The 21,165-nt window shown below is 70.5% G+C and carries 17 protein-coding genes; 14 read left to right on the forward strand and 3 right to left on the reverse strand.

Annotated features, from left to right (window positions below):
* Window positions 1-35: 35 nt before the first annotated feature.
* The 8 genes from K7C20_RS27690 to K7C20_RS27725 all read left to right on the forward strand — a co-directional run bounded on the left by K7C20_RS27690 (window position 36) and on the right by K7C20_RS27725 (window position 8,520).
* Complete coding sequence (locus K7C20_RS27690; RefSeq protein WP_030089247.1) at window positions 36-629, forward strand: PaaI family thioesterase; 594 nt, start codon at window positions 36-38, stop codon at window positions 627-629.
* Window positions 626-1,147, forward strand: coding sequence for a dUTP diphosphatase (dut, locus tag K7C20_RS27695; RefSeq protein ID WP_037840401.1), 522 nt, complete (start codon window positions 626-628; stop codon window positions 1,145-1,147). Before K7C20_RS27690 ends, dut begins: the two co-directional genes overlap by 4 nt.
* A gap of 1 nt (window position 1,148) precedes the next feature.
* Window positions 1,149-1,913 (forward strand): DUF3710 domain-containing protein, encoded by a 765-nt coding sequence (locus K7C20_RS27700; RefSeq protein ID WP_030089251.1) that lies wholly within the window; start codon window positions 1,149-1,151, stop codon window positions 1,911-1,913.
* Window positions 1,914-2,240: 327 nt separating this feature from the next.
* Window positions 2,241-2,330: a K(+)-transporting ATPase subunit F gene (gene kdpF / locus K7C20_RS27705; protein ID WP_033264828.1), complete on the forward strand. Its 90-nt coding sequence runs from the start codon at window positions 2,241-2,243 to the stop codon at window positions 2,328-2,330.
* Between the two features lie 31 nt (window positions 2,331-2,361).
* A complete protein-coding gene (gene kdpA / locus K7C20_RS27710) occupies window positions 2,362-4,077 on the forward strand; it encodes a potassium-transporting ATPase subunit KdpA (RefSeq protein WP_053208797.1) in 1,716 nt (571 codons plus the stop codon).
* On the forward strand, window positions 4,074-6,209 hold the full coding sequence (gene kdpB, locus K7C20_RS27715; protein WP_053208798.1) for a potassium-transporting ATPase subunit KdpB: 2,136 nt from the start codon (window positions 4,074-4,076) through the stop codon (window positions 6,207-6,209). The genes kdpA and kdpB overlap by 4 nt, the downstream gene beginning before the upstream one ends.
* A 5-nt stretch (window positions 6,210-6,214) precedes the next feature.
* Window positions 6,215-6,883 (forward strand): potassium-transporting ATPase subunit KdpC, encoded by a 669-nt coding sequence (gene kdpC / locus K7C20_RS27720; protein ID WP_030089259.1) that lies wholly within the window; start codon window positions 6,215-6,217, stop codon window positions 6,881-6,883.
* 428 nt (window positions 6,884-7,311) lie between these two features.
* Window positions 7,312-8,520: an alginate lyase family protein gene (locus K7C20_RS27725; protein WP_030089261.1), complete on the forward strand. Its 1,209-nt coding sequence runs from the start codon at window positions 7,312-7,314 to the stop codon at window positions 8,518-8,520.
* Window positions 8,521-8,830: 310 nt separating this feature from the next.
* On the opposite strand, the gene K7C20_RS27730 is transcribed toward K7C20_RS27725, so the two are convergent.
* Window positions 8,831-9,403, reverse strand: a complete 573-nt coding sequence (locus K7C20_RS27730) for a GNAT family N-acetyltransferase (RefSeq protein ID WP_063754087.1) — start codon at window positions 9,401-9,403, stop codon at window positions 8,831-8,833.
* Between the two features lie 637 nt (window positions 9,404-10,040).
* Here K7C20_RS27730 and K7C20_RS27735 point away from each other — a divergent pair.
* The 4 genes from K7C20_RS27735 to K7C20_RS27750 all read left to right on the forward strand — a co-directional run bounded on the left by K7C20_RS27735 (window position 10,041) and on the right by K7C20_RS27750 (window position 14,760).
* Window positions 10,041-12,593 (forward strand): sensor histidine kinase, encoded by a 2,553-nt coding sequence (locus K7C20_RS27735; RefSeq protein ID WP_030088857.1) that lies wholly within the window; start codon window positions 10,041-10,043, stop codon window positions 12,591-12,593.
* Window positions 12,594-12,672: 79 nt separating this feature from the next.
* On the forward strand, window positions 12,673-13,356 hold the full coding sequence (locus tag K7C20_RS27740) for a response regulator (protein WP_030088859.1): 684 nt from the start codon (window positions 12,673-12,675) through the stop codon (window positions 13,354-13,356).
* 117 nt (window positions 13,357-13,473) lie between these two features.
* Window positions 13,474-13,872 (forward strand): OB-fold nucleic acid binding domain-containing protein, encoded by a 399-nt coding sequence (locus K7C20_RS27745; RefSeq protein ID WP_030088861.1) that lies wholly within the window; start codon window positions 13,474-13,476, stop codon window positions 13,870-13,872.
* A gap of 3 nt (window positions 13,873-13,875) precedes the next feature.
* Entirely contained in the window at window positions 13,876-14,760 is an 885-nt protein-coding gene (locus K7C20_RS27750) for a DUF3159 domain-containing protein (RefSeq protein ID WP_053208747.1), read from the forward strand.
* A 150-nt stretch (window positions 14,761-14,910) separates the two neighbouring features.
* Here the strand turns inward: K7C20_RS27750 and K7C20_RS27755 are convergent, their stop codons facing one another.
* Together K7C20_RS27755 and K7C20_RS27760 are read right to left on the reverse strand one after the other, a co-directional pair.
* Window positions 14,911-15,582, reverse strand: a complete 672-nt coding sequence (locus K7C20_RS27755) for a potassium channel family protein (RefSeq protein ID WP_030088864.1) — start codon at window positions 15,580-15,582, stop codon at window positions 14,911-14,913.
* Window positions 15,579-16,247 carry a potassium channel family protein gene (locus K7C20_RS27760; protein WP_018093582.1) on the reverse strand — a complete coding sequence of 223 codons (669 nt, stop codon included), beginning with the start codon at window positions 16,245-16,247 and terminating at the stop codon, window positions 15,579-15,581. Before K7C20_RS27760 ends, K7C20_RS27755 begins: the two co-directional genes overlap by 4 nt.
* Before the next feature lie 329 nt (window positions 16,248-16,576).
* Here K7C20_RS27760 and K7C20_RS27765 point away from each other — a divergent pair, with 329 nt between their 5' ends.
* Window positions 16,577-18,535: an NAD-binding protein gene (locus tag K7C20_RS27765; RefSeq protein WP_053208748.1), complete on the forward strand. Its 1,959-nt coding sequence runs from the start codon at window positions 16,577-16,579 to the stop codon at window positions 18,533-18,535.
* Window positions 18,536-18,886: 351 nt separating this feature from the next.
* Window positions 18,887-20,938: an APC family permease gene (locus tag K7C20_RS27770; protein ID WP_030088874.1), complete on the forward strand. Its 2,052-nt coding sequence runs from the start codon at window positions 18,887-18,889 to the stop codon at window positions 20,936-20,938.
* Window positions 20,939-21,165 lie beyond the last annotated feature (227 nt).

Below are 21,165 nucleotides of genomic sequence, written 5' to 3' on the forward strand. Positions count from 1 at the left end.
CGGGCCCCTTACGCGCGCGGGTAGGGTCTGCACTCGTGAGTGGAACTGACGAACCCAGGGCGCGGTTGACGCCACCGGCGGACGCCGTCGCTCCGGTCCGGCATGCCGACGCGCCGGCCCCCGGAGAACTCCTCGGCGCGCACTACGACCGGTGCTTCGGCTGCGGCACGGGTCAGCCGCACGGCCTGCATCTGGAGGCGCGGGCCGGGGACGGCGTGAGCGTGGCCGCCGAGTTCACCGTCAAGGAGGCCCACCAGGGTGCGCCCGGTCTCGCGCACGGCGGAGTGCTGGCCACCGCGCTGGACGAGACGCTCGGCTCGCTGAACTGGCTGCTGCGGGTGATCGCGGTGACCGGCCGGCTGGAGACCGACTTCGTACGGCCGGTGCCGCTGGGCACGGTGCTGCACTTGGACGCGCGGGTCACCGCGGTGCACGGGCGGAAGATCTACTCGACGGCCGTGGGGCGCATAGGCGGCCCGGACGGTCCCGTCGCGGTGCGCGCCGAGGCCGTGTTCATCGAGGTGAAGGTCGACCACTTCATTGACAACGGAAGGGCCGAGGAGATCCAGGCGGCGATGGCCGACCCGGACCAGGCCAAGCGAGCGCGTGCCTTTGAGGTGAACCCGTGAGTCAGGTACGGAATCCGGTGGATGTGCTGCTGCGGCGGCTGGATGCGGACGTACCCGTTCCGTCGTACGGGCATCCCGGCGACGCGGGGGTGGACCTGGTGACCACCGAGGCCGCCGAGCTCGCACCGGGGGAGCGCGCCGTGCTGCCCACCGGGGTGTCGATCGCCCTGCCTGACGGGTATGCGGCATTTGTGCACCCGCGGTCCGGACTGGCCGCGCGCTGCGGCCTGGCGCTGGTGAATGCCCCCGGGACGGTGGATGCCGGGTACCGTGGAGAGATCAAGGTGATCGTGGTCAATCTGGACCCGCGCGAAAGCGTGCGGTTCGAGAGGTTCGACCGGATCGCCCAACTGGTCGTCCAGCAGGTCGAGAAGGTGCGCTTCCACGAGGTGGCGGAACTTCCCGGCTCGGCGCGGGCCGAGGGGGGATTCGGTTCCACCGGCGGTCATGCGGCGGTGGGCGGCTCCACGGGCGGGAATGAATACGCATCGGTCGGTGCCGACCGGGAAGGACAGTGACGTGTTCGGACGTCGCAAGAAGAACGAGGCTCCTGAAGAGTCGGTCGAGGACACCACGCTCGACGAGCACGCGGTGAGCGACGCCGATGAGGACGAGGCGCCGCAGCAGCGGCTCAATCTTCCGCCCGCGCCGCGCCCCGACGGTCCCTGGGACGCGTCGGAGGTCTCCGAGCCCGGTGAGGGCCGGGTGGACCTCGGCGGGCTGTTCGTGCCCGGTGTCGAGGGCATGGAACTCCGGGTTGAGGTCGCCGGTGACGCCATCGTCGCCGCGACCGTGGTGCTTCAGGACAGTGCCGTACAGCTACAGGCCTTCGCCGCCCCCAAGAACGAGGGCATCTGGGGCGAGGTCCGCGAGGAGATCGCCGCCGGCATCACCCAGCAGGGCGGCGTCATCGACGAGGTCGAGGGCCCGCTGGGCTGGGAGCTGCGTGCCCAGGTACCGGTACAGCTCCCGGACGGCACGAACGGTGTGCAGGTCGTGCGCTTCGTCGGTGTCGACGGCCCCCGGTGGTTCCTGCGCGGTGTGATCTCCGGGCAGGGCGCGGTGCAGCCGCAGGCCGCGGGCGTGCTGGAACACATCTTCCGGGACACCGTCATCATCCGCGGCGACGCCCCGATGGCACCCCGCGACCCGATCGTCCTGAAGCTGCCGGACGACGCCCAGATGGTGCCGGACGGTGTGCAGCAGGAGCCGGTCGAGCAGTCGCGCTTCGGCGGCGGTGTGGAGCGCCTGGAGCGTGGACCGGAGATCACCGAGATCCGCTGAGCATCTCCGGCGACCGGGCAGCGTGAAGGCGCCCCGGTGACGGCCGGATCGTGACGGTCGCAAGGGCCCGTACTCCCCGATGGGGGGTGCGGGCCCTTCCGTTGGTGCAGGTCAGGTCGCGAGGCGTAGGAAAGTCGTCAACGGGGCGCTAATGGCCGTAAGAGAGGCGTCAACGGCGATCGCCTACGGCGGGAACAGCGCTTTGCTCTAGGGGTCCGTTCCTCCCCGATTCAACTAGGAGCACACGATGGCCGATGTGGCCTTCGTCGTCGTCACGATCGCGGTCTTCGCGCTGGTGGCTCTCGTCGCCCGGGGGGTGGCGAAGCTGTGACCGCAGAAAACATCGTCGGCCTGGTCGTGGCCGTCGCCCTGCTCGGCTACCTGGTCCTCGCCCTCGTCTTCCCGGAGAGGTTCTGAGGTGTCGACTGCTGCTGCCGCAGCGGGCCACATGAGCCCCGTTCTCGCAGGCGTGCTCCAGCTGATAGCGCTCGTCGCGGCGCTGGCCCTGGCGTACCGTCCCCTCGGCGACTACATGGCCGCCGCCTACAGCTCTCCCCAGCACCTGCGCATCGAGAAGGTCATCTACCGCTGCATCGGCGCGCATGCGGACGCCCAGATGCGCTGGCCGGCCTATCTGCGCGCGGTCCTGGCGTTCTCCGCGGCGGGGGTGCTCCTCCTCTACCTGCTCCAGCGTGTCCAGGGCGGTATGCCGCTGTCCCTCGGCTTCGCGTCCATCAGCCCGGACCAGGCGTTCAACACCGCGGCGTCCTTCGTCGCCAACACCAATTGGCAGTCCTACAGCGGCGAACAGGCCATGGGCCACGTCGTGCAGACCGCCGGGCTCGCGGTGCAGAACTTCGTCTCGGCCGCCACCGGCATGGCCGTCGCCATCGCCCTCGTCCGCGGCTTCGCCCTCCACCGAGGTCTCGGCTCCGCTCGAGCAGAGGGCGCCCCCGTCCGCACCGGCGAGCTCGGCAACTTCTGGGCCGACCTGGTCCGCGGCACCGTACGGGTGCTGGTTCCCCTCGCCGTCATCGGCGCCGTCGTCCTGGTCGCCTGTGGTGCCATCCAGAACTTCTCCGGCATCCACGAGGTCGGCCAGTTCATGGGCGGCTCCCAGCAGTCCAACGGGGGCGCGGTGGCCTCCCAGGAGGTCATCAAGGAGCTGGGCACCAACGGGGGCGGCTACTTCAACGGCAACTCCGCCCACCCCTTCGAGAACCCCGACGCCTTCACCAACCTCTTCGAGGTCTTCCTGATCCTCGTCATCCCGTTCGCGCTCACCCGGACCTTCGGCAGGCTCGTCGGGAACGTGAAGCAGGGGTACGCCGTCCTCGCCGCGATGGGCATCATCTGGCTCGGCTTCACCGCGCTGATGATGTGGACCGAGTTCGCCCACGGCGGCCCGGCCCTGGAGGCCGCGGGCGCCGCCATGGAAGGCAAGGAGACCCGCTTCGGCGTCGGCGGCTCCTCGATCTTCTCGGTGGCCACCACCCTCACCTCCACCGGCGCGGTGGACTCCTTCCACTCCTCCTTCACGGCCTTCGGCGGCGGTATCCAGCTGCTCGGCATGATGCTGGGCGAGATCGCGCCCGGCGGTGTCGGCTCCGGCCTCTACGGCATGCTGGTCATGGCGATCATCGCGGTGTTCATCGCCGGACTGATGGTGGGCCGCACCCCCGAATACCTCGGCAAGAAGATCGGCACCCGCGAGATCAAGCTCGCCGCCTGCTACCTCCTCATCACCCCGACGCTGGTGCTCGGCTTCACCGCCGCCTCGATGGTGCTGCCGGAGGCGCTGGGCTCGATGCTCAACACCAAGGCGCTGGGCGCCGGTTCGCACGGCTTCTCCGAGGTGCTCTACGCGTTCACCTCCGGCGCCAACAACAACGGCTCCGCGTTCGGCGGCCTCAACGCCAACACGCCCTGGTACAACACCACGATCGGTCTGGCGATGCTGCTCGGCCGCTTCCTGCCGATGGTGTTCGTGCTCGCCCTGGCCGGCTCGCTCGCCGAGCAGAAGCCGGTCCCGGAGACCGCGGGCACCCTCCGTACCGAAAAGCCGCTGTTCGCCGGGCTGCTCGTCGGCACGATCCTGATCATCACCGGTCTGACCTACTTCCCGGCGCTGGCCCTCGGGCCGCTGGCGGAGGGGCTGTCATGACCGTCCCCGTGAAACCGGAGGAGCCCGGCTCCATGTCCACCGCCACTCCGACCCGCGCTCCGCACCAGGACGTCCCGAGTGGGCACAAGCCCGGCGACGGCCGTGTGGGCGGCGGTCTCTTCGACCCCAAGCAGCTGATCACCTCCCTGCCGGACGCGGTACGCAAACTCGATCCGCGGGTCATGGTCACGTCGCCCGTGATGTTCGTGGTCGAGGCCGGCTCCGTGCTGACCACGATCTTCGCGTGCACGGCACCCTCCGACTGGTTCGGCTGGGCGATCGCCGCCTGGCTGTGGCTGACCGTCCTCTTCGCCAACCTCGCCGAGGCGGTCGCCGAGGGCCGCGGCAAGGCGCAGGCCGACACCCTGCGCAAGGCCAAGACCGACACCGTGGCGCGCCGTCTGAGCGGGAGCAGCGAGGAGCAGGTGCCCGGCACCGACCTGCGCATCGGTGACCTCGTCGTGTGCGAGGCCGGCGACATCATTCCCGGTGACGGCGATGTGGTGGACGGGGTGGCATCCGTCGACGAGTCCGCCATCACAGGGGAGTCGGCTCCGGTCATCCGTGAGTCCGGCGGTGACCGCTCCGCGGTGACCGGCGGTACGAAGGTGCTCTCCGACCGCATCGTCATCAAGATCACGACGAAACCCGGCGAGACCTTCATCGACCGGATGATCAACCTCGTCGAGGGGGCGGCACGGCAGAAGACCCCCAACGAGATCGCGCTGAACATCCTGCTCGCCTCGCTCACCATCGTCTTCCTGCTGGCGGTCGTCACCCTCCAGCCGTTCGCGATCTACGCGGGCGCCGAACAGCCCATGATCGTGCTGCTCGCACTGCTGGTCTGTCTGATCCCGACGACCATCGGCGCGCTGCTCTCCGCCATCGGCATCGCCGGGATGGACCGGCTGGTGCAGCGCAACGTCCTGGCCATGTCCGGCCGCGCCGTCGAAGCCGCAGGCGATGTATCGACATTGCTGCTCGACAAGACCGGCACCATCACCCTCGGCAACCGCCAGGCCGCCGAGTTCGTCCCCGTACGCGGCACCACCGAGGCCGAGGTGGCGGAGGCCGCCCAGCTGTCCTCGCTGGCCGACGAGACGCCGGAGGGCCGCTCCATCGTCGTCCTCGCCAAGGAGAAGTACGGGCTGCGCGAGCGGCACCAGGGGGAGCTGGCCGACGCCGAGTGGGTGCCCTTCACCGCCCAGACCCGGATGTCGGGTGTGGACGCCGACGGGCGCAAGGTCCGTAAGGGCGCGTCAGGTTCGGTCCTCGCCTGGGTCAAGGAGCGCGGCGGCAGCGTCGCCGAGGACGCGCAGCAGCTCACCGACGCGATCTCGCAGGCCGGCGGCACGCCGCTGCTGGTCGCCCTGGAGGACGAGAGCGGGCCCCGCGTCCTGGGAGTCATCCACCTCAAGGACGTCGTCAAGGACGGCATGCGCGAACGCTTCGTCGAGCTGCGCAAGATGGGCATCAAGACCGTCATGATCACGGGTGACAACCCGCTGACGGCCAAGGCCATCGCCGATGAGGCGGGTGTGGACGACTTCCTCGCGGAGGCCACCCCCGAGGACAAGATGGCGCTCATCAAGCGGGAGCAGGCCGGCGGCAAGCTGGTCGCGATGACCGGCGACGGCACCAATGACGCGCCCGCGCTGGCGCAGGCGGACGTCGGCGTGGCCATGAACACCGGCACCTCGGCCGCCAAGGAGGCCGGGAACATGGTGGACCTGGACTCCAATCCGACCAAGCTCATCGAGATCGTCGAGATCGGCAAGCAGCTGCTGATCACCCGGGGCGCGCTGACGACCTTCTCGATCGCCAACGATGTCGCGAAGTACTTCGCGATCATTCCGGCGATGTTCGCGGTGGCCTACCCCGGCCTGGACACCCTCAACATCATGCGGCTGTCCAGCCCCAACTCCGCGATCCTCTCGGCGATCATCTTCAACGCGCTGATCATCGTGGCGCTGGTGCCACTCGCCCTCAAGGGCGTGCAGTACCGGCCGGTCAGCGCCGACAGGATGCTGCGCCGCAACCTCGCCGTCTACGGGCTGGGCGGTCTGATCGCACCGTTCATCGGCATCAAGCTCATCGACCTGCTCCTCACTCTCCTCCCCGGAATCGGGTGACCGCCGTGAACAACTCCGTACGCAACACCGCCCGGTTGATCGGGGCAGGCCTGCGTGCCCTGCTCGTACTGACCGTGGTCTGCGGGGTCCTCTACCCACTGGTGGTCACCGGGGTGGCGCAGGCGGCGTTCCCCGGCAAGGCCAACGGTTCCGAGGTGAGCTCCCAGGGCAAGGTGGTCGGCTCGTCGCTGCTCGGCCAGCGCTACGACAAGGGCAAGGACGAGAACGGCAATCCGGTCCCGGACCTGACGTTCTTCCAGCCGCGCCCCTCGGCGGGACTGGGCAGCAACAGGACGAACGGGGTGAACACCCAGTACGACCTCCAGGTTTCCGGCGCCTCCAACCTGGGCGCCACCAACACCGACCTCGTCCAGGCGGTGAAGGAGCGCAAGCGGTGGGTCTCCGAGACGTACGGGGTCCCCGAGTCGAAGGTCCCGGCGGACGCCGTCACCTCGTCCGGCTCCGGCCTCGACCCGGACATCTCCCCGGAGTACGCCCAGGTGCAGACCGCCACCGTCGCCAAGGAGAACCACCTCCCCACCGCCATGGTGGAGAAGCTGGTCGAGCACCACACCGACGGGCGCACCCTCGGCTTCATGGGGGAACCACGGGTGAATGTTCTGGAGTTGAACATCGCGCTGAAGGAACTGGTGCGGAGCGCAGGCAAGGGCTGAGCGCGCGCCGGCCGGCCGGGACTGGGCGGGGGCGAGTCCGGGAGGGGGCCGGGGGCGGCCGCCGTCGTCGGGGTGGGGCGGCGCGCCGGGCCCGGGGGGCCGTGTGTGGCGCTGGGGGCCTTGCGTGGGGCGGCCCCTGGGGAAGTTCCCCGGGGCCGCCCCACGATCGTTCTGCCTCTTTCGGTTGCCGGTTCTTGTTCATCTCTCGTCTGAGGTCGAGAGATGAACCATCCATCCGTACAGGGCAGTTGATAGCCCCGCACTATGCGGTCAGTTCTTGACGTCACTCTTGACGCCGAGTCTTGACGTCGCGACGGCCTGCCCTTACGTTCGCCAGCCATCGCAGGTGTTCATGTCAACGCCTGTCGTTCATGTACGAGAACAGCTCCCGTCCATCGAGCATCTCGACAGGAAGGCAACCACCCCCCATGCGCAGAAAGCTCACCCTCGTCGTCGGCGCGTTGCTCGGCACCCTGACGGCAGGCCCGCTCGTAGTCGCCCCGTCCACTGCGGTACCGACGAGCGCGAGGCCGTCCGCCGCGGCCCCGGCCACCTTCACCCACCCCGGCGTCCTCGTCGGCGCCGCCCAGCTCGACCTCGCCCGAGCCAAGGTCAACTCCGGCGCGCAGCCCTGGAAAAGTGCCTTCGACGCCATGACGGCGAGCAAGTACGCCTCGCTGTCCCGCACCCCCACGCCCCGCGCCATCGTCGAATGCGGCTCGTACTCCGACCCCAACTACGGCTGCACCGACGAACGCGAGGACGCCCTCGCCGCCTACACCCTGTCGCTGGCCTGGTACATCACCCGCGACAGCAAGTACGCGGACAAGGCGATCCAGATCATGGACGCCTGGTCCGCCACCATCAAGGACCACACCAACAGCAACGCCCCGCTTCAGACCGGCTGGGCCGGCTCCTCCTGGCCACGCGCCGCCGAGATCATCCGCTACACGTACACCGGCTGGCCCAAGGACCGCATCGACCGCTTCGCCGGCATGCTGCGCAACGTCTACCTGCCCAAGGTGGTCAACGGTTCGCAGAGCAACGGCAACTGGGAGCTGAGCATGATGGAGGCGGCCGTCGGTATCTCCGTCTTCCTTGAGGACAAGGCTTCCTACGACAAGGCCATCGCCAAGTTCCGTGCCCGGGTGCCCGCGTACATCTATCTGAAGTCCGACGGCGACCTGCCCAAGACCGCCCCCGGCAGCGGGCTGAACACCCGTGACAAGATCATCAAGTACTGGCAGGGCCAGTCGGCCTTCGTCGACGGACTCACCCAGGAAACCTGCCGCGACTTCACCCACACCGGCTACGGCCTGTCGGCCATCTCGCACATCGCCGAAACCAGCCGCCTCCAGGGCCAGGATCTCTACCCGGAGGTCGCCGACCGCCTGCGTCACGCACTCGGCTTCCAGGCCACCTACGAACTGGGCACCGCCCCGCCGTCATGGCTGTGCGGCGGCAGCATCAAGCGCGGTCTGGGCCCGGTCACCGAGGTCGGATACAACGCGCTGCACAATCGGATGCACCATGAGATGACCAACACACAGAAGCTGACGGAGCGGCAGCGACCGGCCGGATCCAACAACCTCTTCGTCGGCTGGGAGACCCTGACCCACGCGGAAAACCCGAGCTGATGGGGGCCTGATCCGGACGGGTCCGCGGTTGGTTCGCAGTCGGTTCGAGAGTTATCCACAGGCGTTGTCCGCCGAAGTACGCGGTACGCATACTGATGCCGTCGGCGGACAACGCAGGGCGGGCGGTGCGGTCGGTGGGTCGGTCAGGTCAAGGCGTAGGTGTGTAGGGGGGTTGGAATGCTGGGGTAGTGGTGTGGTCGGCCGCCTTCCGTGGTGGCGGTTGCCGGCCAGTGGGCAGCAACGGCGGGGGTGAGGGGTGGGGGGTGGGGGAGGGGCCCCAGTACTGGCCGTCGCCCCGCCCGCCCCGGCCTCACCAGACGTCGCCGTCGCGCCAGTCGCAGGTGAGGTCGGTGTCGAGATTGAGGGAGGCGGCCGCGGTCGGGAAGACGTAGATGCAGCCGTCCTCGTCTGTGGTGCGCTGGATGCCGTCCGGGGTGAGTGCCCAGGACCGGCCGCGCCACAGCTGCCAGCCGCGGTCCGCGTAGAAGGACGCGGCCTCGTCTGCGGCGCCGAGTGCGCCGAGGTCGTAGCCGCCGCGTACCACCCGCTCCAGGGCGTCCATCATGGCCGCGCCATGGCCGCTTCCGCGCCGGTCCGCGCGGACGCCGACGCCTTCCACGTATCCGCAGCGCAGTGCGCGTCCGCCGTGCAGCAGACGTCGCTGGACCAGGGACGCGTGCCCGATCAGGTCACCGTCTTCGTAAACCAAGGCGTGCAGGCCGCCGAGGGCGTGCTCCCAGTCCTCCGCGGTCATGTCGTCGAAGACGTCGTAGAGGAGGGTGCGGGCCGCCTTGAGGGTGGCGGCGTCCAGATCGGAGGTGTGGGCGAGACGTACGTCGGTCATGCGGGGCGTCGTCGGATGTGCCTCGGTCATGTGGGTCATCGTCGCAGTCGGCCTGTGGCCCGGCGAGGGCATTTTTCCGGCCATGGCTGGCCTCCCCTCCCCGCCGCCTCCCCTGTCAGTGATGCGTCAGGGAAGAGGGGTTGGGCCGGTGCGTCGCGATCCCGGCCGGTGTCATGGAGATGGCCGGGCGAGACCGTGCCGCCGGGCCGTCGCTGCACGGCGGTGCGTGGTGTGCGCCGCCCGGCCCGGCCGGCCGTTCGGCTGTCGCGGCGGGCGTCGCGTACCTCTTCGCGCGGCGGCCGCCCGCCGGTACCCGCACGGGGCGGTGCCTGGGCTGAAACGCATCTCCCGGACTGGATGACTGGTCCGGCCCTACCCGGCCCGGCTCCGACCGACCCCGGGCCTCTGTCGGCCGTCACCCCGTCCGGCCCCCGCAGCCCCTCGCACCCCCCCCGCAGCCCCCCGCCGTCCCCATCCCAAGGCCCCCACCCAAAGGCCCACCCACCCCCGTGACCCCCGTGCTCCCCAGCCCGCCACCCCTCCCACCCCCCGTATCAGAGTCGCGTCAAGACCGGCCCCGAAGTCGTCGAATGACCCTTTTGTCCCCTTGTTCGGTCGGTAGGGTCGCAGCAGGTTCAGCCCGGTGGGGGCGGCTTTCACGTAAGACAATGGGGCCATGGCACGCGGCAAGCTACGGATATATCTCGGCGCGGCACCGGGCGTCGGCAAGACGTACGCGATGCTGTCCGAGGCACACCGGCGCGTGGAGCGGGGCACGGACGCCGTCGTGGCGTTCGTCGAGCATCACGGCAGGCCCCGTACCGAGGTCATGCTGCACGGGCTGGAGCAGATCCAGCGCCGCGAGCTGGAGTACCGCGGCGCGGCTTTCACCGAAATGGACGTGGACGCGGCCCTGGAACGCGCGCCGGCCGTGGCGCTGGTCGACGAACTGGCGCACACCAACGTCCCCGGTTCCCGCAACGGCAAGCGATGGCAGGACATCGAGGAGCTCCTGGAAGCCGGGATCGATGTGATCTCGACGGTCAACATCCAGCACCTGGAGTCACTCGGGGACGTCGTCGAGTCCATAACGGGCGTGCGGCAGCGGGAGACCGTGCCGGACGAGATCGTCCGCAGGGCCGACCAGATCGAGCTTGTCGATATGTCGCCCCAGGCGATCCGCCGTCGTATGGCGCACGGCAATATCTACCAGTCCGACAAGGTGGACGCCGCCTTGTCCAACTACTTCCGTCCGGGCAACCTCACGGCGCTGCGTGAGCTGGCACTGCTGTGGGTCGCCGACCGGGTGGACGAGTATCTGCAGGAGTACCGGGCGGAGCATTCGATTCGATCCACCTGGCAGGCGCGTGAGCGCATCGTCGTCGGACTGACCGGCGGACCCGAGGGCCGTACGCTGATCCGCCGCGCGGCCCGGATGGCGGCCAAGGGGTCGGGCAGCGAGGTGCTCGCCGTCTACATAGCCCGCAGCGACGGGCTGACCTCGGCCTCGCCCAAGGAACTCGCCGTCCAGCGGACGCTGGTGGAGGACCTGGGCGGCACGTTCCATCACGTCATCGGGGACGACATACCGAGCGCGCTGCTGGACTTCGCGCGCGGGGTGAACGCCACCCAGATCGTACTGGGGTCGAGCCGCCGCAAGGCCTGGCAGTACATCTTCGGGCCGGGTGTGGGGGCGACAGTCGCCCGCGAATCCGGGCCCGATCTCGACGTGCACATCGTCACCCATGACGAGGTCGCCAAGGGCCGGGGCCTGCCGGTGGCGCGCGGTGCGCGGCTGGGGCGGACCCGGATCATCGCCGGGTGGCTCGTCGGCGTCGTCGGCCCGGTCCTGCTCTCGCTGCTGCTGACCGGCATCGGGAACGGTCCCGGGCTGGCCAACGACGTGCTGCTCTTCCTCTTCCTGACCGTTGTGGCCGCGCTGCTCGGCGGGCAGCTGTCGGCGCTGGCGTCGGCCGCGGCCGGCTCGCTGCTGCTGAACTTCTACTTCACCCCGCCCACCCACACCCTCACGGTCAGCGACCCCAAGAACATCGTCGCGATCGTGATCTTCTTCGCGGTGGCCGTCTCGGTCGCCTCCGTGGTGGACCTCGCCGCCCGCCGCACCCACCAGGCCGCCAGGCTGCGCGCCGAGTCGGAGATCCTGTCGTTCCTCGCGGGCAGTGTGCTGCGTGGTGAGACGACCCTGGACGCCCTGCTGGAGCGGGTGCGGGAGACCTTCGGCATGGAGACGGTGGCGCTGCTGGAGCGGGCCGGCGATGTCGAGCCGTGGACCTGCGCGGGCCGGGCCGGCAGTGACCACGGCACGCCGCTTCTGCGCCCCGAGGACGCCGATGTCGACATGCCGGTGGGCGACCACATGGCACTGGCGCTGACCGGCCGGGTGCTGCCCGCGGAGGACCGCCGGGTGCTGGCCGCGTTCGCCGCCCAGGCCGCCGTCGTACTGGACCGGCAGCGGCTGGTGGGCGAGGCCGAGCGGGCCAGGGCCCTGGCCGAGGGCAACCGCATCAGAACGGCACTGCTGGCCGCGGTCAGCCACGACCTGCGGACCCCGCTGGCGGGCATCAAGGCGTCCGTCACCTCCCTGCGCTCCGACGACGTCGCCTGGTCCCCGGAGGACGAGGCGGAGCTGCTGGCGGGGATCGAGGCGGGCGCAGACCGGCTGGATCACCTGGTCGGCAATCTCCTGGACATGTCCCGGCTCCAGACCGGCACGGTCACCCCGCTGATCCGCGAGACCGACCTCGACGAGGTGGTGCCGATGGCGCTCGGCGGCGTACCGGAGGACAGCGTCGCCCTCGACATCCCCGAGGAGCTGCCGATCGTCGCCGTCGATCCGGGGCTGCTGGAGCGCTCGGTGGCCAATCTCGTCGAGAACGCCGTGAAGTACAGCCCGGACGGCGCGGTGGTGCTGGTCTCGGCCAGTGCGCTCGGCGAACGGGTGGAGCTGCGGATCGCCGACCGCGGCCCGGGGGTGCCGGACAGCGCCAAGGGCCGGATCTTCGAGCCCTTCCAGCGCTACGGTGACGCTCCGCGCGGTGCCGGCGTGGGCCTGGGGCTGGCCGTGGCGCGCGGTTTCGCGGAGGCGATGGGCGGCACGCTCGCCGCCGAGGACACCCCCGGAGGCGGGATGACGATGGTCCTCACCCTCCGGGCCGTCCCCGGCGGACCGCAGGTCGCGCCCGGCCTCCCCGCCCAGGCCACGACATGAGCCGGGCCGCACGGACCACCTTCCCCCCACGCCCGGCGGGCCCGCCCCGCCGGGAGACGACACCACGAGGAGAACGCCAGTGAACCGGGTGCTTGTGGTCGATGACGAGCCGCAGATCGTCCGCGCCCTCGTGATCAACCTGAAGGCGCGCAAATACGAGGTCGACGCCGCCCCCGACGGGGCCACCGCGCTCAGGCTCGCGGCCGCCCGCCATCCCGATGTCATCGTTCTCGACCTCGGTCTGCCCGATATGGACGGCGTCGAGGTGATCAAGGGGCTGCGGGGCTGGACGCGGGTGCCGATCCTGGTGCTCTCCGCGCGGCAGACCTCCGACGAGAAGGTGGAGGCGCTGGACGCCGGCGCGGACGACTACGTCACCAAGCCGTTCGGCATGGACGAGCTGCTGGCCCGGCTGCGGGCGGCGGTGCGCAGGGCCGAGCCGACCGGTCCTGCCGACGCCGAGGTGATCGTGGAGACGGAAGGTTTCTCCGTCGATCTCGCCGCGAAGAAGGTCAACCGCGGCGGCCGGGACATCCGGCTGACCCCCACCGAGTGGCATCTGCTGGAGGTCCTGGTCCGCAACGCGGGCCGGCTCGTCAGCCAGAAGCAGCTGCTCCAGGAGGTCTGGGGGCCCTCGTACGGCACGGAGACCAACTATCTGCGGGTGTACATGGCCCAGCTCCGCCGCAAGCTGGAGAGCGATCCCTCGCACCCCAAGCACTTCATCACGGAGCCGGGGATGGGGTACCGCTTCGAGCAGTGAGGCGCCGGCTCCGGCCGGACCCGCCGGCCCCCGCGGCCGGGTGCGGCTTTGTGAGGCGGGTGCGCAGTCCGTATGCGGGCCGTGATCTGGGGACCCGGCCACCGGTACGCTGGGGCCATGAGTGCTGGGACCCGTTCCGAGAAGCCGGCCGGTCGTTTCCGCCGGCTGCTCGACAGGCTGTCCTCCTCCGAGGAGGAGTTGCAGTCCGCCGAGCTGCAGCAGGATGCGCAGGACGCGGGGTGCACCCGCATCTGCGACTGCGACGACCGGCAGATAGTAAAGGTCACCGGCACCCTGCGGCATGTCACGCTGCGGCCCCGTGCCGGTGTGCCCGCGCTCGAGGCGGAGCTGTTCGACGGCTCCGCGGCGCTCGACGTGGTGTGGCTCGGACGCCGCTCCATCGTCGGGATCGAGCCGGGCCGCAAGCTCATCGCCTCGGGCCGGGTCTCCCTGAGCCACGGACGCCGGGTGCTCTTCAATCCGAAGTACGAACTCCGACCGCTCGGACAGGAGTAGCCGGTGACGTCTCACGACCGACCGACCACTGACGCGGATGCCGCCCCCGATGCCTCCGCAGACCCCACGCCCGGCCCGGCCGACCAGGGCGCCCAAGGAGCCGCCGACGGCAGGAAGGTGACCGAGGCGGCGCTGTTCGAGGCGTTCGGCGGCGTGCGCGGCATGGTGGAGACCGTGGTCCCCGGCCTGCTGTTCGTCACGATCTTCACGGTCAACAAGGACCTGCACATCTCGGCGATCGCCGCACTGGCCGTCTCGCTGGTGCTGGCGGCGGTCCGCCTGATCCGCCGGGACACCGTCAAGCACGCCTTCAGCGGCGTCTTCGGCGTGGCCTTCGGCGTGGTCTTCGCGATGATGACCGGCAACGCCAAGGACTTCTACCTGCCGGGCATGCTCTACACCCTCGGGCTGTCCCTCGCCTACATGCTCACCACGCTCGCGGGTGTCCCGCTGATCGGGCTGATCCTGGGGCCGGTGTTCAAGGAGAACCTCTCCTGGCGCACCCGCAACCCGGGCCGCAAGAAGGCGTACGCCAAGGCCAGCTGGGCCTGGGGGCTGATCCTCTTCGCCAAGTGCGCGATCCTCTTCCCGCTGTACTGGTGGGCGGACACCACCCAGCTCGGCTGGATACTGATCGCGCTGAAGATCCCGCCGTTCCTGCTCGCGGTCTATCTCACGTGGGTCTTCCTGGCGAAGGCGCCGCCGCCGATCGACGTCTTCGCGGAGATGGAGGCGAAGGAGAAGGCCGAGCAGGAGGCGGAGGAGCGGCGCCGCGGCGAGCGCGAGGTGCTCGACCGGGTTGCCGACGACCTCTACCAGGGCATGGCGGCCGAGGCCGCCGAGGAGGCCGCCGACGAGCGGCCGCGGCGGGCCCGTCACCGGCGCTGACCCACCGGCGGACGGCACGCACACACCAACGCCGGGGGCCCGGGAACCGCTTGGTTCCCGGGCCCCCGGCGTTTCGTATCCGGCCGGTGGTGCGGCCCCGGCGGCGGACGGCCGCCATCCGCCGCGTACCCGGCGGACCGCCGGACGGTGCTACGCGTCCTCGCGCCGCACCGACAGCAGGTCCTCCAGCTGCTCCTCGCGCGACTGGGCCGCGACGAACAGCAGCTCGTCGCCGGCCTCGAGCGCGTCCTCCTTGTTGGGCGTGAGCACCCGCGTACCGCGGATGATCGTCACCAGGGAGGTGTCCTCGGGCCACTCGACATCGCCGACCCGGGTGCCGGCCAGCGCGGCCTCCGGGGGCAGCGTCAACTCGACGAGGTTGGCGTCACCGTGGCTGAAGCGCAGCAGCCGTACCAGGTCGCCGACGCTCACCGCCTCTTCGACCAGGGCCGACATCAGACGCGGCGTGGAGACCGCGACATCGACGCCCCAGGACTCGTTGAACAGCCACTCGTTCTTCGGGTTGTTGACCCGGGCGACCACCCGCGGCACGCCGTACTCGGTCTTGGCGAGCAGCGAGACGACGAGGTTGACCTTGTCGTCGCCGGTCGCCGCGATGACGACGTTGCAGCGCTGGAGCGCCGCCTCGTCGAGCGAGGTGATCTCGCAGGCGTCTGCCAGCAGCCACTCCGCCAGCGGCACCCGCTCGACCGAGATGGCGGTCGGCGCCTTGTCGATGAGCAGGATCTCGTGCCCGTTCTCCAGCAGCTCGCCGGCGATGGAACGGCCCACCGCGCCGGCGCCCGCAATCGCGACCCTCATGCGTGCGCCCCCTCAGGACCCGTGGCGAATGCCGCTTCGACCTTCTCGACCTCGTCGGTGCGCATCATCACATGCACCAGATCGCCTTCTTGGAGCACCGTCTGCGAGGTCGGCAGCATCGCCTCGCCCAGCCGGGTGAGGAAGGCGACGCGGACGCCGGTCTCCTCCTGGAGGGTGCTGATCTTGTGTCCGACCCAGGAGGCGGCGGTGTGCACCTCGGCGAGCTGGACGCCGCCGCTGGGGTCCCGCCACAGCGGTTCGGCGCCCGACGGCAGCAGCCGGCGCAGCATCTGGTCGGCCGTCCAGCGGACGGTGGCGACGGTCGGGATGCCGAGACGCTGGTAGACCTCGGCGCGGCGCGGGTCGTAGATACGGGCGGCCACATTCTCGACACCGAACATCTCACGGGCCACCCGGGCGGCGATGATGTTGGAGTTGTCACCGCTGGAGACGGCGGCGAACGCGCCCGCCTCCTCGATACCGGCCTCGCGCAGCGTGTCCTGGTCGAAGCCGACGCCGGTCACCCGGCGGCCGCCGAAGGACGAACCCAGGCGACGGAACGCTGTCGGGTCCTGGTCCACCACGGCGATGGTGTGCCCCTGGCTCTCCAGGGTCTGCGCAAGCGCGGAGCCCACGCGCCCGCACCCCATGATGACGATGTGCATGCTGATTACCCCGTGCCCTGTACTAGCGCGCTGACCTGCACAAACACCCTGCTCACTACTTTCTTCTCCCAGTACCGGCGACACGAAGCCACGGCTCGCGACAGGACCGGGCGCGTCAGCGGGGGCGCTGGGCGCACCGTGGTCCGGTACAACCGTAGCCGTAATGGCGCTCCTGGTACGGGGCGCGGTGGGCCGTGGTCGGATGCGGATCCGCCCCGTCCGCGCGACGGCATCTCGCGCCGGGCTGCGCCGTCCGGCGCCCGTAAGGCAGGCTACGAGGTGTGCCCAACCTGCCTCTCCAGCCCCAACAGGGCTACTGCACCCCGCACATGGTGGTCTGCGGCGATGACGCCCTGGCGCATCGGCTCGCCGCCGAACTCCGGGACGTCTACGGCGAACGGGTGACGCTCGTCGTCCCCTCCGCCCGCGAGCGGCACCGCCCCCGTATTCCGCCGCCGGCCGGCGCCCTCGAACGGGCCGGCGCGCTGCTGGGCCGGGTGTCGGCGGCGATGACGCGTACGACGCCGCTGCCGCCCGAGGAGGCCGCTGACGGCGCGGAACCGCCGGAGGAAACCGTGCGGGTCCTGGAGGCGGCGCAGCCGGACGACGCGGCGCTGATCGAGGCGGGCATCGTCGAGGCGGGCGCACTGGCGCTGGTCTATGACGACGATGAGCTCAATATCCACGCCGCCCTGCGCGCCCGCCGGCTCAACCCGCGGCTGCGGCTGGTCATCCGGCTCTACAACCGCAAACTCGGCCAGCATCTGGAGGAGTTGCTCGACCAGGCGGCGGCGGTCGCCGCGCTGGGCACCGAGGACGCCGGGGACGCGGAGGCCGTCGACGCGTCCACGACCGTGCTGTCCGACGCCGACACCGTGGCCCCCGCCCTGGCGGCCACCGCGGTCGCCGGGACCAGCAAGGTCATCGAGGCGGACGGGCTGCTGCTGCGGGCCGTGGAGCGGGCGCCGGTGCCTCCGGGGCGGCCCGGCGGTCCGGGGCTGTGCACCCTGGCGCTGCTGTCCGCCTCCGCCAACGACCCGGAGGAGGCGCCGAGTTCGGCCTCCGGCGACGAGGGGCCCGTGCTGCTGCCGGACGACGCAGCGGCCGCGGCCTCCGTCGGCTGCGGCACCGTCGTCCTGGAGACCGTCTCCTATACGGGACGGCCGGTGCGCCCCCGCGGACTGCGCGGCCGGGGCGCGCCGCTCGCCTCGCTCTTCTCCCGGCGGCTGCGCTGGTCCCTGGCGGGGGTCGTCGGCGCGGTGGTGGCGCTCGCCGTCGCCGGGTCCCTGACCACCGGCGAGGACCCGGTGCACGCCGCCTACCTCTCGCTGCTGGACCTCTTTGCAATCAACGAGCCGGCGATCCACGATCCGACGCCCCGCAAGGTGCTGCAACTGCTGTCCGGGCTGACCGGGCTGTTGCTGCTGCCGGTGCTGGTCGCGGCGGCGTTCGAGGGGCTCGGCACCTTCCGCAGTGCCTCGGCGCTGCGCCGCCCGCCGCGCGGTCTGTCGGGTCATGTGGTGCTGCTCGGCCTCGGCAAGGTCGGCACCCGGGTACTGGCACGGTTGCATGAGATGGGCATCCCCGTGGTGTGTATCGAGGGCGACCCGGACGCACGGGGCATCGCGCTGGCCCGCCGGCTGCGGGTGCCGACCGTACTGGGCGATGTCACACAAGAAGGTGTCCTGGAAGCCGCGATGATCGAGCGGGCGGCCACCCTGCTCGCCCTGACCAGTGAGGACACCACCAATCTGGAGGCCGCCCTCTACGGCCGCTCGGTCAAGCCGCGGCTGCGGGTGACCCTGCGGCTGTTCGACGACCGGTTCGCCACGGCCGTCTACCGCACCCTGCGCGCCGCCCACCCACGGGCGCTGACCCGTAGCCGGAGCGTCACATATCTGGCCGCGCCCGCCTTCGCCGGCGCGATGATGGGCCGGCAGATCCTCGGGGCCATCCCGGTCGAGCGCCGGGTACTGCTGGTCGCCCGCGTCGAGGTACGCGGGAACATGGCGCTGGAGGGCCGTACGGTCGCCGAGGTGCTCCGGCCGGGGCGGCTGCGGGTGCTGGCGGTCGACACCTCCGCCCCCGACGGCCCGGAGACGGACGGTGCGCCCGCCGCGCCCCCGCCGGACGCCGAGCGCGAGCCGGCGCATCTGGTGCACGAACTCGGAGACGGCTATGTCCTCCGGCCGCAGGACCGGGTGCTGCTGGTCGCCACCCGGCAGGGGCTGGGCGATCTGCATGCCCGGCGCCCCCGCCCCGCGGGCGCCGGGGCCCGGCAGGGGTGACGGCGGTGACCGCGGCAGCGACCTCCCACGACCTTCCACATGACTACGCCGTGACCCGTCACCTCACCTCACTGTGACTTGCGCATCGCACCCCGTGACGGGTGACGTCAATTCGTGACGGGCCTCGTCATTCTCGTGACGGCTCGAGTCGCCTCCCGTGACGAATCCCACGGAGTCGGACTGCCGGGGACATGCCGTGCGCCCGACGTGCGGATCTTGTGGAGGTGAGGGGGCGCGATGCCCCTTCAGCAGGCCGGACGCGTCCTGCTCGCGCCGCCGTGCTCCCCGTCGACGCCACCCGTTCCGGTAGCGGGTGGGCTTAGGCCTTGACGAAGGCTTAGCATCCTCTGCGTGTCCAAACTGACCGACGTGCCCAAACGGATCTTGATCGGGCGCGCACTGCGCAGCGACAAGCTCGGGGAGACCCTGCTTTCCAAGCGCATCGCACTCCCCGTCTTCGCCTCCGACCCGCTCTCCTCCGTGGCCTATGCACCGGGCGAGGTGCTGCTCGTCCTGTCCGTCGCGGGTGTGTCTGCGTACAGCTTCAGCCCCTGGATCGCGGTCGCGGTCGTGGTGCTGATGTTCACCGTCGTCGCGTCGTACCGGCAGAACGTGCACGCCTACCCGAGCGGCGGTGGTGACTACGAGGTCGCCAACACCAACCTCGGTCCCAAGGCCGGCCTCACCGTCGCCAGTGCACTGCTCGTCGACTATGTGCTGACCGTCGCGGTCTCCATCTCCTCCGGAGTGGAGAACCTGGGCTCCGCGATCCCGTTCGTCGTCGAGCACAAGACCCTGTGCGCGGTCGCCATCATCGTGCTGCTGACGCTGATGAACCTGCGCGGCGTCAAGGAGTCGGGCAAGCTCTTCGCGATCCCGACCTACGTCTTCGTGGCCGGCGTCTTCATCATGATCATCTGGGGTGTGATCCGCGGCGTCGTCATGGGCGACACGATGAAGGCCCCCACCGCCGACTTCACCATCCACGCCGAACAGGGCGGCCTGGCCGGCTTCGCCCTGGTCTTCCTGCTGCTGCGGGCCTTCTCCTCCGGCTGTGCCGCGCTCACCGGCGTCGAGGCGATCTCCAACGGCGTCCCGGCCTTCCGCAAGCCGAAGTCCAAGAACGCCGCGACCACCCTGGCCCTCATGGGCGGCCTGGCCGTCACCATGTTCTGCGGCATCATCGGCCTGGCCATGGCCACCCACGTCAGGATGGCGGAGACCCCCGCCAAGGACCTGTTCGAGAACGGCAAGCCGCTCGGCGCCGGCTACACCCAGGACCCGGTCATCTCGCAGGTCGCCTCCGCGGTCTTCGGCAACGGCTCGTTCCTCTTCATCGTGCTCGCCGCCGCCACCGCCCTGGTGCTGTTCCTGGCCGCCAACACCGCCTACAACGGCTTCCCGCTGCTCGGCTCGATCCTCGCCCAGGACCGCTACCTGCCGCGCCAGCTGCACACCCGCGGCGACCGCCTGGCGTTCTCCAACGGCATCGTCCTGCTGGCCGGCGCGGCCGCGATCCTCGTCTACCTCTACGGCGCGGACTCCACCCGCCTCATCCAGCTCTACATCGTCGGCGTCTTCGTCTCCTTCACGCTCAGCCAGATCGGCATGGTCCGTCACTGGAACCGCCACCTGCTCACCGAGCAGGAGCCGGCCAAGCGCCGCCGAATGCACCGCTCGCGCGCCATCAACGCCTTCGGTGCCTTCTTCACCGGCCTGGTCCTGGTCGTCGTCCTCCTGACGAAGTTCACCCACGGCGCCTGGGTGGCGCTCCTCGGCATGGTCATCTTCTTCGTGACCATGTCCGCGATCCGCCGCCACTACGACCGGGTCGCCGACGAGATCGCCGCCGAGGACACCCCCGACGACGACGTGGTCCGCCCCTCCCGGGTGCACTCCCTCGTGCTGGTCTCCAAGGTGCACAAGCCCACCCTGCGAGCCCTGAACTACGCCAAGCTGATGCGCTCCGACACCCTCGAAGCGGTCAGCGTGGACGTGGACCAGGCCGACACCAAGGCCCTGCGGGAGGAGTGGGAGCGCCGCGGCATCGAGGTGCCGCTGAAGGTCCTGGCCTCCCCGTACCGCGAGATCACCCGGCCGATCATCGACTACGTCAAGTCGCTGCGCCGGGAGAGCCCGCGCGCCGCCGTCTCCGTCTACATCCCGGAGTACGTCGTCGGCCACTGGTACGAACACCTCCTCCACAACCAGAGCGCCCTGCGCCTCAAGGGCCGGCTGCTGTTCACCCCCGGCGTCATGGTCACCTCCGTGCCCTGGCAGCTGGACTCCTCCGAGGCCGCCAAGCTCCGCGCCCGCAAGCGCGCGGAGTGGAACGCCCCGGGTGCGGTCCGCCGCGGACCGGTCGCCCAGCCGAAGAAGGAAAAGGCGGCCACGAAGAAGTAGGCGGGCAAGCGGGCTGCCCGGCGGGACGCGACGGGCTAAGCCCCGAGGGGGCAACGGGCGGCACAGAGGTGCGGGCCACAAGCCCGCAAGGGGTGCCGGTCGTGCCCCGGGGCTTGTGCCCCCTACGGGCACGATCTCGACGGCGCACGGGGCCGTGCCGTGTCCCCTACGGGCACCACCTGGACGAATCACCGGGCCGGGGCATGACACGGTGGGACGTAGACTTG

Source organism: Streptomyces decoyicus, from assembly GCF_019880305.1.
GTDB classification, from domain to species: Bacteria; Actinomycetota; Actinomycetes; order Streptomycetales; family Streptomycetaceae; genus Streptomyces; species Streptomyces decoyicus.